The 14,095-nt window shown below is 41.2% G+C and carries 11 protein-coding genes, 1 tRNA gene and 2 rRNA genes (1 of these 14 only partly in view); 1 reads left to right on the top strand and 13 read right to left on the bottom strand.

The features are described from left to right. Positions 1-3: 3 nt before the first annotated feature. Positions 4-705 carry a 23S rRNA pseudouridine(2604) synthase RluF gene (gene rluF / locus QPK24_RS00470; RefSeq protein ID WP_285745331.1) on the bottom strand — a complete coding sequence of 234 codons (702 nt, stop codon included), beginning with the start codon at positions 703-705 and terminating at the stop codon, positions 4-6. Between the two features lie 44 nt (positions 706-749). Continuing rightward, the gene (locus tag QPK24_RS00465) at positions 750-3,035 is read right to left on the bottom strand and encodes an ATP-binding protein (protein WP_285745329.1); all 2,286 of its coding nucleotides are present in this window, start codon (positions 3,033-3,035) and stop codon (positions 750-752) included. Positions 3,036-3,365: 330 nt separating this feature from the next. On the opposite strand from QPK24_RS00465, the gene tadA reads away from it, so the two are divergent. After that, on the top strand, positions 3,366-3,884 hold the full coding sequence (gene tadA, locus QPK24_RS00460) for a tRNA adenosine(34) deaminase TadA (protein ID WP_285745327.1): 519 nt from the start codon (positions 3,366-3,368) through the stop codon (positions 3,882-3,884). Between the two features lie 132 nt (positions 3,885-4,016). Here tadA and QPK24_RS00455 read toward each other — a convergent pair whose 3' ends face one another. From QPK24_RS00455 to QPK24_RS00405, 11 genes are all read right to left on the bottom strand, one after another. After that, a complete protein-coding gene (locus QPK24_RS00455; protein ID WP_285745326.1) occupies positions 4,017-5,096 on the bottom strand; it encodes a hypothetical protein in 1,080 nt (359 codons plus the stop codon). A gap of 183 nt (positions 5,097-5,279) precedes the next feature. Further along, positions 5,280-5,429 carry a small acid-soluble spore protein P gene (locus QPK24_RS00450; RefSeq protein WP_213535757.1) on the bottom strand — a complete coding sequence of 50 codons (150 nt, stop codon included), beginning with the start codon at positions 5,427-5,429 and terminating at the stop codon, positions 5,280-5,282. Between the two features lie 12 nt (positions 5,430-5,441). Then, the gene (locus QPK24_RS00445; RefSeq protein ID WP_213535755.1) at positions 5,442-5,783 is read right to left on the bottom strand and encodes a hypothetical protein; all 342 of its coding nucleotides are present in this window, start codon (positions 5,781-5,783) and stop codon (positions 5,442-5,444) included. A 155-nt stretch (positions 5,784-5,938) separates the two neighbouring features. After that, a tRNA-Ser gene (locus tag QPK24_RS00440) sits at positions 5,939-6,027 on the bottom strand. Between the two features lie 99 nt (positions 6,028-6,126). Further along, the gene (serS, locus tag QPK24_RS00435) at positions 6,127-7,407 is read right to left on the bottom strand and encodes a serine--tRNA ligase (protein ID WP_213535753.1); all 1,281 of its coding nucleotides are present in this window, start codon (positions 7,405-7,407) and stop codon (positions 6,127-6,129) included. A gap of 134 nt (positions 7,408-7,541) precedes the next feature. Beyond that, positions 7,542-8,126 (bottom strand): pyridoxal 5'-phosphate synthase glutaminase subunit PdxT, encoded by a 585-nt coding sequence (gene pdxT, locus QPK24_RS00430; protein ID WP_285748986.1) that lies wholly within the window; start codon positions 8,124-8,126, stop codon positions 7,542-7,544. A gap of 18 nt (positions 8,127-8,144) precedes the next feature. After that, positions 8,145-9,026, bottom strand: a complete 882-nt coding sequence (gene pdxS, locus QPK24_RS00425) for a pyridoxal 5'-phosphate synthase lyase subunit PdxS (protein ID WP_285745325.1) — start codon at positions 9,024-9,026, stop codon at positions 8,145-8,147. A 213-nt stretch (positions 9,027-9,239) separates the two neighbouring features. Beyond that, positions 9,240-10,559, bottom strand: coding sequence for a D-alanyl-D-alanine carboxypeptidase family protein (locus tag QPK24_RS00420; RefSeq protein WP_285748984.1), 1,320 nt, complete (start codon positions 10,557-10,559; stop codon positions 9,240-9,242). Between the two features lie 402 nt (positions 10,560-10,961). Then, the gene (gene guaB, locus QPK24_RS00415) at positions 10,962-12,419 is read right to left on the bottom strand and encodes an IMP dehydrogenase (protein WP_285745324.1); all 1,458 of its coding nucleotides are present in this window, start codon (positions 12,417-12,419) and stop codon (positions 10,962-10,964) included. 933 nt (positions 12,420-13,352) lie between these two features. Next, positions 13,353-13,469, bottom strand: a 5S ribosomal RNA gene (rrf, locus tag QPK24_RS00410). Positions 13,470-13,584: 115 nt separating this feature from the next. Continuing rightward, a 23S ribosomal RNA gene (locus QPK24_RS00405) occupies positions 13,585-14,095 on the bottom strand (it continues 2,418 nt past the right edge of the window).

Below are 14,095 nucleotides of genomic sequence, written 5' to 3'. Positions count from 1 at the left end.
GAATTAAAGCAGACGATAGTTAAGCATACGGCCAAGCTCTGTCTTTTCGTCTGGTGTTAAATCACGCCAAGAACCTTTTTTCAGAGAACCCAGCTGAATATTCATGATTCGAATTCTTTGTAGATGCTGCACTTCATAGCCAAAAGCACTGCACATCCGCCGAATTTGGCGATTCTTTCCTTCTGTCAGTATGATTCGGAAAGTACGTTCTGAGATCCGTGTAACCGTACAAGGAAGAGTTTTCTCCCCGAGAATTTTCACACCAGTAGACATTCCTCTTATGAACGATTCGGTTATCGGCCGATTTACGGTCACAATGTATTCTTTCTCATGTCTGCCTTCGGATCGTAATATCTTGTTTACTATATCTCCGTCATTCGTTAGCAGGATTAATCCTTCAGAGTCTTTATCTAGTCTGCCAATAGGGAATATTCTTTCCTTATGACCCACAAAATCGACGATATTTCCTTCGATATGCTGTTCGGTAGTACTTGTAATTCCAACCGGCTTGTTAAGGGCGATATAGACTGTATTCTTCTTTTCCTTCAAAGGTTTGCCGTCTACCAGTACCTCATCGCCCTCTTCCGCTTGGCTTCCTAAGACTGCAACTATTCCGTTAATCGTTACTCTCCCACTGTCTACAAGCTTATCCGCTTCCCGGCGAGAGCAATATCCGGTTTCACTTATAAATTTATTTATCCGCAATCGGATCACACACCTTATTTTCATATATTTTATTGATTCACTATTTATTTAAACTTACTGTGATTCAAAGCTGGCATCAGAATGGTAACTGTAGTTCCTTGGCCTTGGATACTATCAATTTCCATTGTTCCTTTGTGGGCTTGAATGATACGCTGACTTACCATTAGTCCAAGACCCGTTCCCGATTCTTTACTTGTAAAGAAAGGTTCGCCCAGCTTAGGCAGTAACTCTTCAGGGACGCCCTCGCCTTCATCTTGAATTATAATCTCAGCATTCTGTCCAGCGTTCACTCTAATTCTGATTTTTATTGTTCCACCTTCCGCCATCGCTTCCATCGCATTTTTTAGAAGGTTAATAAATACTTGTTTCAGCTGGTTCTCTCCGCAGTGAACAATGGTAGGAACCTCTGCATCCAGGAAGATCTCAATACCAAGCATATGTGCTTGGCTGTCTAAAAGAGAGATCACATCACCCATAATAAAACGGATATCCTTAGGAGTAAAATTGGTAGCCTGCGGCTTAGCTAAAATAAGAAACTCTCCGACAATTAAATTAATTCGATCCAGTTCAGATAACATCAAATCAATATGACGAGGATTCATTTTCTGAGTCTGCTGCTGAAGTTGTATAAAGCCTCTCAATGTCGTAAGCGGGTTTCTAATTTCATGCGCAACACCAGCAGCAAGCTGACCTACGGTTGTAAGCTTCTCAGAGCGACGTAAGAGCTCTTCCATTCGCTTACGGCCCGTTATATCTCTTGATATACTAATATAGCCCGTTATCTTCCCCTCATCATCTCTGATTGGCGCCGTACTGACACTAACCTCGATGCGGCTGCCGTCTTTCGCATATCGATATGATTCATTTGAGGGGATGGTTAGCCCGCTGCTTAGTTTCCTCCGTTGCTCCTGTTCTTCTTCCATTAATTCTTCAGGAATATTACTAAGGGGCTGACCAATGACTTCTTTACTTAACCAGCCATATAATTGTTCAAAAGCACGATTGACCTGAATAATATTTCCTTTTTCATCGGTAATATGAATAGCATCCGCTGTCTGATTGATAACAGACTCCAAATGTTCCTTTACCGCTCGATTTTCTTCATACATCTGCTTTAGTCTGCTCGTATAATGTCCGAGATTCCGAATCATTGCATTGATCCCGTTCGATAATTGTCCCAATTCATCGTTGCGCTTTAGTTTGAGATCATAATTAAAATGACCGTCTCCTACTTCATTCACTTTAGAAAGGATAGTCTGTATCGGTTTTGTATAAGCAGAAGCAAATAAATAACTTCCAAAAATAACGATTTCCATCAGTACAAGAGATACCGCAATATGACTAGTTAACTGTTCTGACATTACACTTTCAATTTCATGATAGTCGGTCACAATACTAATCACATATTTCTGTCCTACAGAGTTAGTAATGGGAATCATATTTTTCAATACTTTTTTTCCATCCACTAAAGAGGTATATGACACATTATTTCCGGTTTCAATCGCTTTATTAACTGCTTTTTTATCCCTTTCAACTTCTCCATATCGATATTCCCCAAAGAATATAGGTTTATTGATAAATTTAGGGTAGAGTTCATCTGTTCCATCTTCCTCCATCGTTGGTTGTCCGAACGTAGCAGGATTAATTCCAGCAATGGAAAGAATCGATGGATTCACATCTTGAAACTTTTTAATATTCCCTTCGGGGTTGAAAAAAAGAACATAGTCCTCAATCTCATCTGAATTCATGAATGGATTGATTATATAATTTCTTTTCCCGTCATGATAATAGCCCCAAATGTTTACATTCCCGGGGTCCGATGTAGCATATTCAAATCCATTTGACCAATAATGGTCATATTTTATCCCTTGGGGGATTGTCACTTGATACTCTTTAAAAAGCTGGTTAAATGCAATATACCAAAATGTCATTTTTCTTGTTGATAACCCAAGTTCATTAGGATCTGAGGATTTGGTAACAACAATATCATCTTCTGTCTGAATCATTAGAGAAATAGCAGATACCCCTATCTCTTCACTTAGTTCTTCTAACTGCTCATTTGTTATCTTATTAATATCCGGGTCCAAACTTTTAGCTGCATACTTCGCAGAAAGCCATAAATTTTTAGCTACCTGCTTCTTAACGACATCTGCATTGTCTTGATTCTGCTCCATGGCCAGTGCAATTTGCTTTGCTGCAGATTCAATTCGTTTTTCACTATCTTGCAGCAAATTTTCCTGGGTCGTGTAATAACTGAGCGCGATGTTGAGTCCAAGTAAAATTAATAACGAGAACGACATCACCAAAGACAATTTAATTTTAATGGACAATCTCCAGCTCACCTCTTGGCTCGTATCCTGGCGAAAAGTGACTATATGTACGACTTTCTAGGGATTTATGTATAAGAACATCATACCTTCTTACAAGTTATTTGAAAAGGAATGACTGCATACGTAGTTATGAAATTGATATATCGACAAGTATTGAATAAAATAAAGAAGTAATACACAAAGTTGTTAACAAATCCACAAGCCTTTGGATAATATGTGTATAAGTCTGTGTAAAACTAGTAGGTTATCCACAAACTTATGCACAACATGTTAACAACCCGAATATTTGTTCGTTGGATAAATGCTCGTCAGAAGGGATGTACTACGTTTATGAAACAGGACCAACCAAAAATTCATACTGAGGATGATTCCTTATATACAGATGAGTATTGGATGAATGAGGCAATTAAAGAAGCGTTAAAAGCAGAAGCACTTGGCGAAGTGCCTATCGGTGCGATCATCGTCAAAGATAATCAAATTATCGGAAGAGGTCATAACCTCCGCGAAGTTAATTATGATGCAACGGCTCATGCTGAGATTTTAGCAATCAAAGAAGCAAGTGCTCATTTGCAAGCTTGGCGCCTGCTTGGCTGCAAATTATATGTAACACTTGAACCTTGTCCTATGTGTGCTGGGGCTATCGTCCAATCTAGAGTTCCTCACGTCATATTTGGGACAACCGATCCGAAAGCAGGCTGCGCTGGAACGCTTATGAATTTGTTGCAAGAATCTAGATTTAATCATCAAACGGAAGTTACAAGCGGAGTTCTGCAGGAAACCTGCGCTTCCTTACTCACTTCCTTCTTTAGACGTCTAAGACATAAACATAGTGCTAAAGAAGGATCATAAAGTGACAGCAAACGACTCGACTTTTCCCATGTTTGGAGGTTCATTTAGAGCCGGATAACTGTACTGTTATTCTCCGCAAAAAAGGTCAAGCGAGGGATCTAGATCCTTCACTTGACCTTTCTTCTTCTTTACTTAGTAACTGTACGCTTCGCTTAATAATTCCTGAAATTGTTCCATCGTTACGACATCGTCCCCCGCAGGGATGCCAATTTCAAATTTTTGCGTTTTATTAATGTCTTTATAGTGTTGAGTGATCGTCATGTCTAGATTCACTGTCTCACTTGTGTCGGGATCATTAATGATAACATCAACATTTCCTTCTTGGTAAGCTGGAATTCCCTCTTTATTGATGGCAGTATTCATAGTAAACGTATTAATGGTTAAGTGGTTTTTCAGCTCTTCAAGATCGGCAGCTATTTGGCTCTCGTCTGTACTGTTTAGTTCTTCTTTCATTTCAGCTATTTGTTCGTCCGTGATTTGAAGCATTTCTTTATATTCCGCTTTACTCATAATATCAATTACTTTAGGCATAACCTTGTTCAATAGAATGGTAATCGCTTCTTTGGCATTATCATTTGTTACTTGGAACTGAACAAGCTGTTTAGCATCAACATCCTCAGGAACAGAGAACTCTTCTTTTTCAATACTCTTAAAATAGGTGTCCTGATCATATTCGGATAATACCGCGTCTGTCACTTCATTAGAGAACTGCTGAGATTTGGTTAAATCCATAGTTGCTGGACTCCACTCTACTCCCTCTTCTTCAGCCAGTTTCTTCATATCTATCTCAATGTATTTATTCACTAGTGTTTCTGGAATACCAAGCATAGGGATATTCGGCACTTTAATGTACATCTTATCTGCCGTCATCACAACAGGAATGTTGTATGCAAACTCCATATCACCTTTCAGATGAATACCAATAGTGAACTCGCTTTGCATTGGGTCATTCTGGAACACCCCGTCTACACTTAGCTCTGCATCTTTCAGCATGGCTAGGACCATTTCCATTTCAGGAAGTTCATCAGACTGACTCATGGAAAAGTTATTAATCACTACTTTACTTGTAAGTGCAAACGAAGTCATCTCCGTTGCTTTAGCTGCAGCATCTCTCACTGCTTCCTTAGGTTCTTGTTTAGCTCCACAACCTGCTAGTACGACGATTGCCGCCAGCATCATTGTTAACAAGACTCTTGTGTAACTCTTGTTCATGATTGCTCCCCTCTCGTCATTCATCCTTTTCATAAACACCTTTAGAATGATATCTCATTTCTCAGATAAGATAAACACTTTTGGAGATATTTGGTTCATAAGATTTATAAAAATGAGTTGTATACAGAGAAAGGGTCCCCCTCTTTGAGGAGAACCCTTCGTAATGATGAAGATATAAAAGAATCAGCCTTGTGGATTATTATGATCTACGTGGTTACGGTTCTTGACCTTCTTGGACCCCGAAAGGGGCTCTGGGCCAGAGGAATGATCCTTTTTATGTCTCACACCAGCTGGCTGTGCTTCCGGTACAGGAATCGCTTTTGGCTTACTCATTAGATCCTCTCCTTAAGGGTTTGTTAAATACTGCACTGCTTGTGCACACTCGTGGATATGACGCATATAATCATGCGTAAGCTGCTGAATGGTATCCGTACGTTCATCAACATGCCGTCCGTCTTTCTCTACATCCATCAAATCGACTTTGACTTCACGGTTATCTACATATGCGCATTTGAAATCAAAAGAGTACATCTGGTGCCCTGCGGTATCGATATGAATGCGAAGGGTGTGTTGATCTGCTTCATCAGGTTTTACCTGTGCTTGGTCACCTTTATTCAGCACATTCGGCAAACTCTCATTCCAAGCATGAACAAGCTGGGTTTGATCAATATTAAAAATTTCACTCATTAGTAACACCTCCACACCTTTTAACGTGTGATTTTCACCGCTTTTTTATGCACTGTTCAATACTGTTCATTCTTGTCTTCTCGCACCTATCTTTTTGGATAACCAAAAAAGCCATTCTCCTTAAATAAGGAAAATGGCTTGTCATTTATGTGTTATGGCGGAGAGGATGGGATTCGAACCCATGTGGGCTTGCACCCTAACGGTTTTCAAGACCGCCCCGTTATGACCGCTTCGGTACCTCTCCAGGATAAAATAATTTTATTAACGTTTTAGCAACTTACTTAACGCTCAACAAAAATTATTTTATCATAGATTGTCCCCATATGCAACTTTTATTCGAAAATTATTTTGGGGAAATAACTTCCACGCCGCCCATGTAAGGAACGAGCACTTTCGGAATCTTCACACTGCCATCTTCTTGTTGGTAATTCTCAAGAATAGCAGCAAAAGTTCTTCCTACAGCAAGTCCTGAACCATTGAGTGTATGCAAATATTCAGGTTTGGCTTTCGCTTCACGGCGGAAACGAATATTGGCACGTCTTGCTTGGAAATCTTCACAATTTGAGCATGAAGATATTTCACGGTACATCCCGCTCTCAGGCAGCCACACTTCCAGGTCATACGTCTTGGCTGATGTAAAGCCCATGTCTGCAGTGCAGAGTGCCATAACTCGATATGGAAGCTCTAGAAGCTCTAGAACGCGTTCTGCATTTTTAGTCATCGATTCAAGTTCGTCATAAGAGTGTTCTGGCAACGCAAATTTCAGCATCTCCACTTTATTAAATTGATGCTGACGAATCAGACCACGGGTATCACGGCCTGCTGACCCTGCTTCAGAACGGAAACAAGAGCTGTATGCTACAAATTTCTGTGGTAACTGCTCAGCATCAATAATTTCTTCGCGGTGATAGTTCGTCACAGGAACCTCGGCAGTAGGAATCAGGTAATACTCTGTGTCTTTAATTTTGAAGAGATCTTCTTCAAACTTGGGAAGCTGACCTGTTCCGTAAAGGCTGTCTTTGTTAACAATCATCGGAGGAAGAATTTCTTCATACCCGTGATGATCACTATGCAAATCCATCATAAAGCTGATCAACGCCCGTTCAAGACGTGCTCCAAGCCCTTTATAAAATGTAAATCTCGATCCTGTAACCTTAGCTGCTGCTTCAAAATCAAGAATACCCAGATCTTGCGCTATATCCCAGTGTGCTTTCGGTTTAAACGTAAATTCACGTGGTTCAGCCCAGCGGCGGATCTCTACATTATCATCCTCAGATGCCCCTACGGGTACACTCTCATGAGGAATATTAGGAATAGCCATCGTCAGTTCATTAATTTGCGCTTCAAGTTCACGGATTTCCTCATCCATTTGCTTGATATTATCTGACACTTGGCGCATTTCAGCGATTAATTCATCCGCATCTTCTTTATTTTTCTTGCGTTTGGCAACTTCACCAGATACCGTATTTCTCCGATTCTTTAATGTTTCTACTTCTTGAAGAAGTTCACGGCGGCGTACATCAAGCTTTGGAAAATCAGCAATTAAATCAACGGATTTACCACGGCGCTTGAGGGCCTCCTCTACTCTGCCAAAATCATTACGCAATATTTTAATATCTAACACGCAAATTTCCCTCCTAAAAAAAATAATCTTGACCTGCGACCAGAGAAAAGACTCCACCCTTATACGAGCTTTACAGGCCAGCATAAGGGAAAGTCTTCAAATATCACGAGAGTCAAGATCGTTATATTGTTATCTTATCTCAAGGATTTCAAGCTGCTTTCCACCATATTTACGAAATATTGATGCAACCGGTAGTCATCCGTAAGCTCTGGATGAAAAGAAGAAACTAATAGATGACCTTCACGAGCGGTTACAATCTCATCATGATAGGTGGAAAGAACTTCGACACCCTCACCAACAGACTCGATAAGCGGAGCACGGATGAACACTGCACGCACAGGTTCATCAATGCCTACTACTTCTAAATCTGTTTCAAAGCTCTCACGCTGGCGTCCAAATGCGTTACGAGAAACGGTTATGTTCATTAAGCTAAGATGAGCATCATCTTGCCCAGATATTTGCTTGGCCATAACGATAAGACCGGCACAAGTACCAAAGATCGGCTTCCCCTCTTCAGAGAACTGCCTAATTGCCTCGATAAAACCATACTTACGCATCAGCTTGCCAATCGTAGTGCTCTCCCCGCCTGGAATAATTAAACCATCCAGCTCATGAAGTTGCTCTACTCTCTTTACAGCTATGCCTTCTGCTCCGGCAAGCTCCGTAGTGCGAATATGTTCAGCAACAGCACCTTGTAGCGCTAATACTCCGATTTTCACTCTAGACATCCTTCTCTCTTACCAACCACGATTCGACATGCGCTCTGCAGGGGACAATGAAGAAATTTCAATCCCTTTCATCGGCGCACCCAAGTTCTTAGAGACTTCCGCAATCAGCTTATAATCTGTGTAATGAGTCGTAGCTTCTACGATAGCACGAGCAAATTTCTCAGGGTTGTCTGATTTAAAGATACCAGAACCTACAAATACACCATCTGCACCAAGATGCATCATCAGAGCAGCATCAGCTGGAGTAGCAACACCACCTGCTGCAAAGTTTACAACAGGAAGTTTCCCGTTCTCATGTACATCAAGCAAAAGATCATAAGCCACACCCAAATTTTTAGCTTCAGCATACAGCTCGTCCTTGGACATATTCTGAACTTTACGGATTTGGCTGTTAATGAAACGCATATGTCGTACCGCTTCAACAATGTTACCTGTTCCTGGTTCACCTTTGGTACGAATCATCGAAGCACCTTCACCGATCCGGCGAAGTGCTTCACCTAAATCTTTGGCTCCGCACACAAACGGTACAGTAAATTCATGTTTATCAATATGGAAAACTTCATCTGCTGGAGTTAATACTTCACTTTCATCAAGGTAGTCAACACCTAAGGATTCGAGCACTTTCGCTTCAACAAAATGACCGATACGAGCCTTCGCCATAACTGGGATTGATACGACTTTCATCACTTCTTCTACAATCGTTGGATCAGCCATACGAGCTACGCCGCCAGCTGCACGAATATCAGATGGTACACGTTCAAGAGCCATAACTGCTGTGGCCCCTGCTGCTTCAGCAATTTTAGCCTGTTCTGCATTCATAACGTCCATGATGACGCCGCCTTTTTGCATTTCTGCCATTCCTCTTTTAACGCGTGATGTGCCCGTTTCCATGTTTAAGCCCCCCGTATTATATCTGCAGTTTTTCCAATTCAATGCCCTTTTAAAAGGTAATATCCTATAGAAAAAGACTCGTACCTATCAAAAGTTTCCAATTTGAATTCTAACTTGATATTTTACCGTATGAATCCTGATTATACAACTATTTTACTAAATACAGAATTATAGAAAGGTGTGCTACAGAAAGAAAATAAATGCTGTTTTTAATTAAAACAGGTTTTTAATGCTATCAAACATGTCACCAAAGAAATCACCAATTCCTCGGAACATAAGACGGAACCATCCTGCCTTTTCAACTTTCTCGGAAGTAACAAGGTTCACGGTTTGTTCCTGCACTTCATCCATACCTTCTACCTTGTAGGTGTATGTGATCGTGCCGGCTTTAGTACCTGCTTCGATTGGTGCTTCAAGCGCTTCACCTTCAAAATTAGTTGTGAATTCAGGTTCAAAAGATTCTGTGCCTTTTGGAACGATAAAATTAACCGCTTCTTCCGTTACAACCGGAACAGTTGCTTCTTTACCTTTAGATACAGGTGCCGTTTCTGCACCAGTTACCGTTGTCTTACCTGCAACTACTTGCTTCACTTCAAAGTTATTGTAACCGTAGTCCAGTACTTTTTTTGTTTCGTTGAAACGGCCTGGCTCTGTTGAAGCGCCCATTACTACACTGATCAGACGCATTCCATCACGCTCCGCAGTCCCTGCAAAGCAATAACCTGCAGCTTTCGTATGTCCTGTCTTCATACCGTCAAGACCTTCATACGCATACTGTTTAAAGTTTGTAATGTTTTTGTTTGCTTCAAGCATCCAGTTCCAGTTAATAATTTTATCTTTCCCTCGGAAATCATAGGACTGAAGAGAGGTAAATTCAGAAAAGTCAGGATGATCCTGAACAATATATCTAGTCAAAGTAGCGACATCTTTCGCTGTCATTACGGTTTCGCGGTCATCTTCTGGCTGGAAACCAGCCGGCATATCTTCACGGTTTAGACCCGTTGAGTTAATAAAGTGTGTATCGTTCATCCCCATACGTTTAGCTTCTGCGTTCATCAGTTTTACGAACTCTTCCTCAGAACCTGCCACATATTCTGCAAGAGCAACGGTTGCATCATTTGCAGAGCCAATAGCCATAGCAATATACAGCTCTTTAACGGAATGTTGATCCCCTTCAGCTAGGAAAATACGGGAGCCCACACTTAAGGATGCATTCTTCTTAACTGTCACGGTGTCATCCCAAGATATCTCGCCTTGTTTCACTTTTTCAGAAACAATATATTCTGTCATCATCTTTGTCATACTTGCTGGCGCATAAGCTTGATCTGCGTTGACTGATAATAGAATTTGACCTGTTGATGCTTCCATCAGTACTGCTGACTTTACTGCAAGTCCTAGAGTATCAGGCGAAGGTACTTTAGAAACAGCTGTTTTAGTCGTATCACTTGTAGTGGCAGCCGCCGCTACCTGAGTTACTTGTTCAGCAGACACTGCTGCAGGAATCACCGACATACAAAGCATATTCATAACCATTAATGTAGCAACGCGTTTCTTAAACTTTGATCTCTCGTTTTGTTCAGAACGAATCAAAGAATGACTGTACTTCTTTTTCAATGGAATAAATCCTCCTCTAATCTTTCATAGTGCCGCTATAGGCAATAATAGCAATCTGTTCATTTGTAAATGTGGAGCATAATCGAAATGGTTAACAAGGACCAAAAGAAGAACCCATTGAATCAGAGAATAACTGATTTATATGTAATGTCTCTATTACATCAAATAGAGATCATCTTGTCATGTTTTTCATAAGGTTCGTATGCTTGCTTGTATACTTATACAAGTCCTGTTTCATTTTAACACACGATATTCCGCAAAAAAAGACAGGCAAAGTGAATTTCACCTTGCCTGCCTGCTATATGACGAAAAATAATTGTCTTACAATGTATAGTTTGGTGCTTCTTTTGTAATCTGAACATCATGTGGGTGACTTTCACGAAGTCCTGCACTCGTAATACGAATGAACTGAGTATCGTTACGAAGTTCGTCGATCGTTGCTGTACCGCAATATCCCATACCAGAGCGAAGACCACCAATCAGCTGATGAATTGTTGCACTAAGTGGACCTTTATAAGCAACACGTCCTTCGATACCTTCAGGAACAAGTTTTTTATCATCATCTTGGAAGTAACGGTCTTTACTACCCATCTTCATTGCGCTAATGGATCCCATACCGCGATATCCTTTAAAGCGGCGACCTTGATAAATTTCAAACTCGCCTGGGCTTTCCTCTGTACCAGCAAGCAGACTTCCCAGCATTACTGCATGAGCTCCTGCTGCGATTGCTTTTGTAATTTCACCGGAATACTTGATACCGCCATCAGCAATGACAGGAATATTGTATTCACGAGCTACATTTGCACAATCATAAACTGCGGTTACTTGAGGTACACCAATACCAGCAACAACACGAGTTGTACAGATAGATCCAGGTCCAATACCTACTTTAATAACGGATGCCCCTGCTTCAATCAGATCACGAGTTGCTTCACCCGTTGCTACGTTACCCGCAATAATTGTAAGACTTGGATATAGTTCGCGAAGTTTACGAACCGAATCAAGAATGTTTTTACTATGACCATGTGCGGAATCGATCGAGATCAGATCCACACCTGCTTTTACCAATGCTTCTGTACGCTCGTACAAGTCACTGGATACACCAACAGCAGCACCAACAACCAATCTTCCTTGGCTGTCTTTAGCAGCATTCGGGAACTGAATTGCTTTTTCGATATCTTTAATGGTGATTAGACCTTTTAAAGTATTTGATTCATCAACAAGAGGAAGCTTCTCAATTTTATGTTTTTGCAAAATCTCTTGAGCTTGTACAAGCGTAGTACCTACTGGTGCTGTCACCAGATTCTCACTTGTCATCACTTCGGAGATCTTAATGTCATAGTTTTTAATAAAACGTAAATCACGGTTGGTTAGAATCCCGACCAATTTCTGTGCTTCATCAACGATAGGCACCCCAGAGATACGATATTTTGCCATTACATTCTCTGCATCAGATACTAAATGATCTTTAGTTAAAGAGAAAGGATTCGTAATTACGCCGCTCTCGGAACGTTTTACACGATCAACTTCTTCCGCTTGCTGTTCAACCGGCATATTTTTATGAATGATACCAATGCCGCCTTCTCTCGCAATTGCAATCGCCAAAGGTGCTTCTGTAACAGTATCCATCGCAGCACTGATCAGTGGAATATTAAGCTTCACGTTATCACTTAAACGAACCGAAACATCAACTTCCTTGGGAAGTACCTCAGACTTACGCGGTACTAACAAAACATCATCAAATGTTAAACCTTCTTTACTAAACTTATCTCCCCACACTACGATGTTCCTCCTTTTAATATATATAGACTGTAGATCTCTAAATGAAAGCATTTATGGATCTAATGAACATTTTCTGAAAATATATTATTGCAATCTTAGCAAAGGCCCATTTGCACTGTCAAGGAAAAGTAACCTGCTGTGAAAGAGTGTATTGCTGTACAAAAACAACTGTATGTCCCTGATGGACATTCTGGGTTATTCCATACATTTTAGCTATAAACGACAAAATGTAAAACCAAAACTAATGCATATCATTTTGAAAATGAATTGCTTTGCTTTGTTTTGTACTTTTCTTTTCTCTCCTCTACTATCCTTTATAAACTAACCGTGTATTAATCTCATTTATATAGTGAGAATGCCTACTTATTTTGTTTTTTTATTTTGCGGCAGTAAACTACTATATAGTAATTCGTTCCCTAGCTAAATTATATACAGATAGAGGCCAAATACGGTGTCGTCTAATACGATCGATAAATTGGTTATTAGCGTTTTGTAGAGCTTACCTGCAATGTCGATCCTGCAGCCATGTGCTGTCTGTTGTAGCTTATTGTGCAGCATGGCTGTAACCAGTCTAATAATAATTCCTCCTAATACATCGGACTGAAGCATTTCTATCCCTAAGACGCATCCTTCTCCCGACGCAAGCTAATAAATCTTCTGCTAACTGACCTGTATTAATCTACATAGCATTAACTGAGTACTCATTACCAAGTATGCTAGTCCCGTGGCAAGTTCGGTAGCACCGTTCTCTGAACGAGCCAAGCCGTCGATACTGCGATGATAAATATAGAGTGAAGTTATTGATATTGAATACCATGCTTCCTGCACTGCTCATATTGACAAAGTTTCGCTGGAGCCATTCCACTTGCTAGAAAGGGCATATTACAAAAAAACCGTTGCTGACATAATGTCAACAACGGTTTTCTATTTGCTTGGCGACGTCCTACTCTCCCAGGACCCTGCGGTCCAAGTACCATCGGCGCTGGAGGGCTTAACGGTCGTGTTCGGGATGGGTACGTGTGGAACCCCTCCGCTATCGCCACCAAACGAGCATTTTTACAAATGCGATATTCAAGGAATTGCTCCCTGAAAACTAGATACGAAACAATCTTTGCGATTTATTAGCTTATGCTTCCGAAGTAGCTTTCCTTCAGAAAGCTTGTAGGATAAGCCCTCGACCGATTAGTACTGGTCAGCTCCATGCATTGCTGCACTTCCACCCCCAGCCTATCTACCTCGTCGTCTTCAAGGGGTCTTACTCATTGGGAAATCTCATCTTGAGGTGGGCTTCGCGCTTAGATGCTTTCAGCGCTTATCCCTTCCATACATAGCTACCCAGCGATGCTCCTGGCGGAACAACTGGTACACCAGCGGTATGTCCATCCCGGTCCTCTCGTACTAAGGACAGCTCCTCTCAAATTTCCTACGCCCACGACAGATAGGGACCGAACTGTCTCACGACGTTCTGAACCCAGCTCGCGTACCGCTTTAATGGGCGAACAGCCCAACCCTTGGGACCTACTTCAGCCCCAGGATGCGATGAGCCGACATCGAGGTGCCAAACCTCCCCGTCGATGTGGACTCTTGGGGGAGATAAGCCTGTTATCCCCAGGGTAGCTTTTATCCGTTGAGCGATGGCCCTTCCATGCGGTACCACCGGATCACTAAGCCCG

Source organism: Paenibacillus polygoni (genome assembly GCF_030263935.1).
Classification (GTDB): Bacteria; Bacillota; Bacilli; order Paenibacillales; family Paenibacillaceae; genus Paenibacillus; species Paenibacillus polygoni.
Note: the sequence above shows the minus strand (reverse complement) of the source record. Positions and strands in the feature narration are given on the sequence as shown.

Bases quoted from the DNA above. Each gene is read 5' to 3' on its own strand.
- QPK24_RS00445 (WP_213535755.1), bottom strand. From the start codon at position 5,783: ATGAGTGAAATTTTTAATATTGATCAAACCCAGCTTGTTCATGCTTGG.
- QPK24_RS00455 (WP_285745326.1), bottom strand. From the start codon at position 5,096: ATGAACAAGAGTTACACAAGAGTCTTGTTAACAATGATGCTGGCGGCA.
- pdxS (WP_285745325.1), bottom strand. From the start codon at position 9,026: ATGGAAACGGGCACATCACGCGTTAAAAGAGGAATGGCAGAAATGCAA.
- tadA (WP_285745327.1), top strand. From the start codon at position 3,366: ATGAAACAGGACCAACCAAAAATTCATACTGAGGATGATTCCTTATAT.
- QPK24_RS00450 (WP_213535757.1), bottom strand. From the start codon at position 5,429: ATGAGTAAGCCAAAAGCGATTCCTGTACCGGAAGCACAGCCAGCTGGT.
- QPK24_RS00420 (WP_285748984.1), bottom strand. From the start codon at position 10,559: ATGGTTATGAATATGCTTTGTATGTCGGTGATTCCTGCAGCAGTGTCT.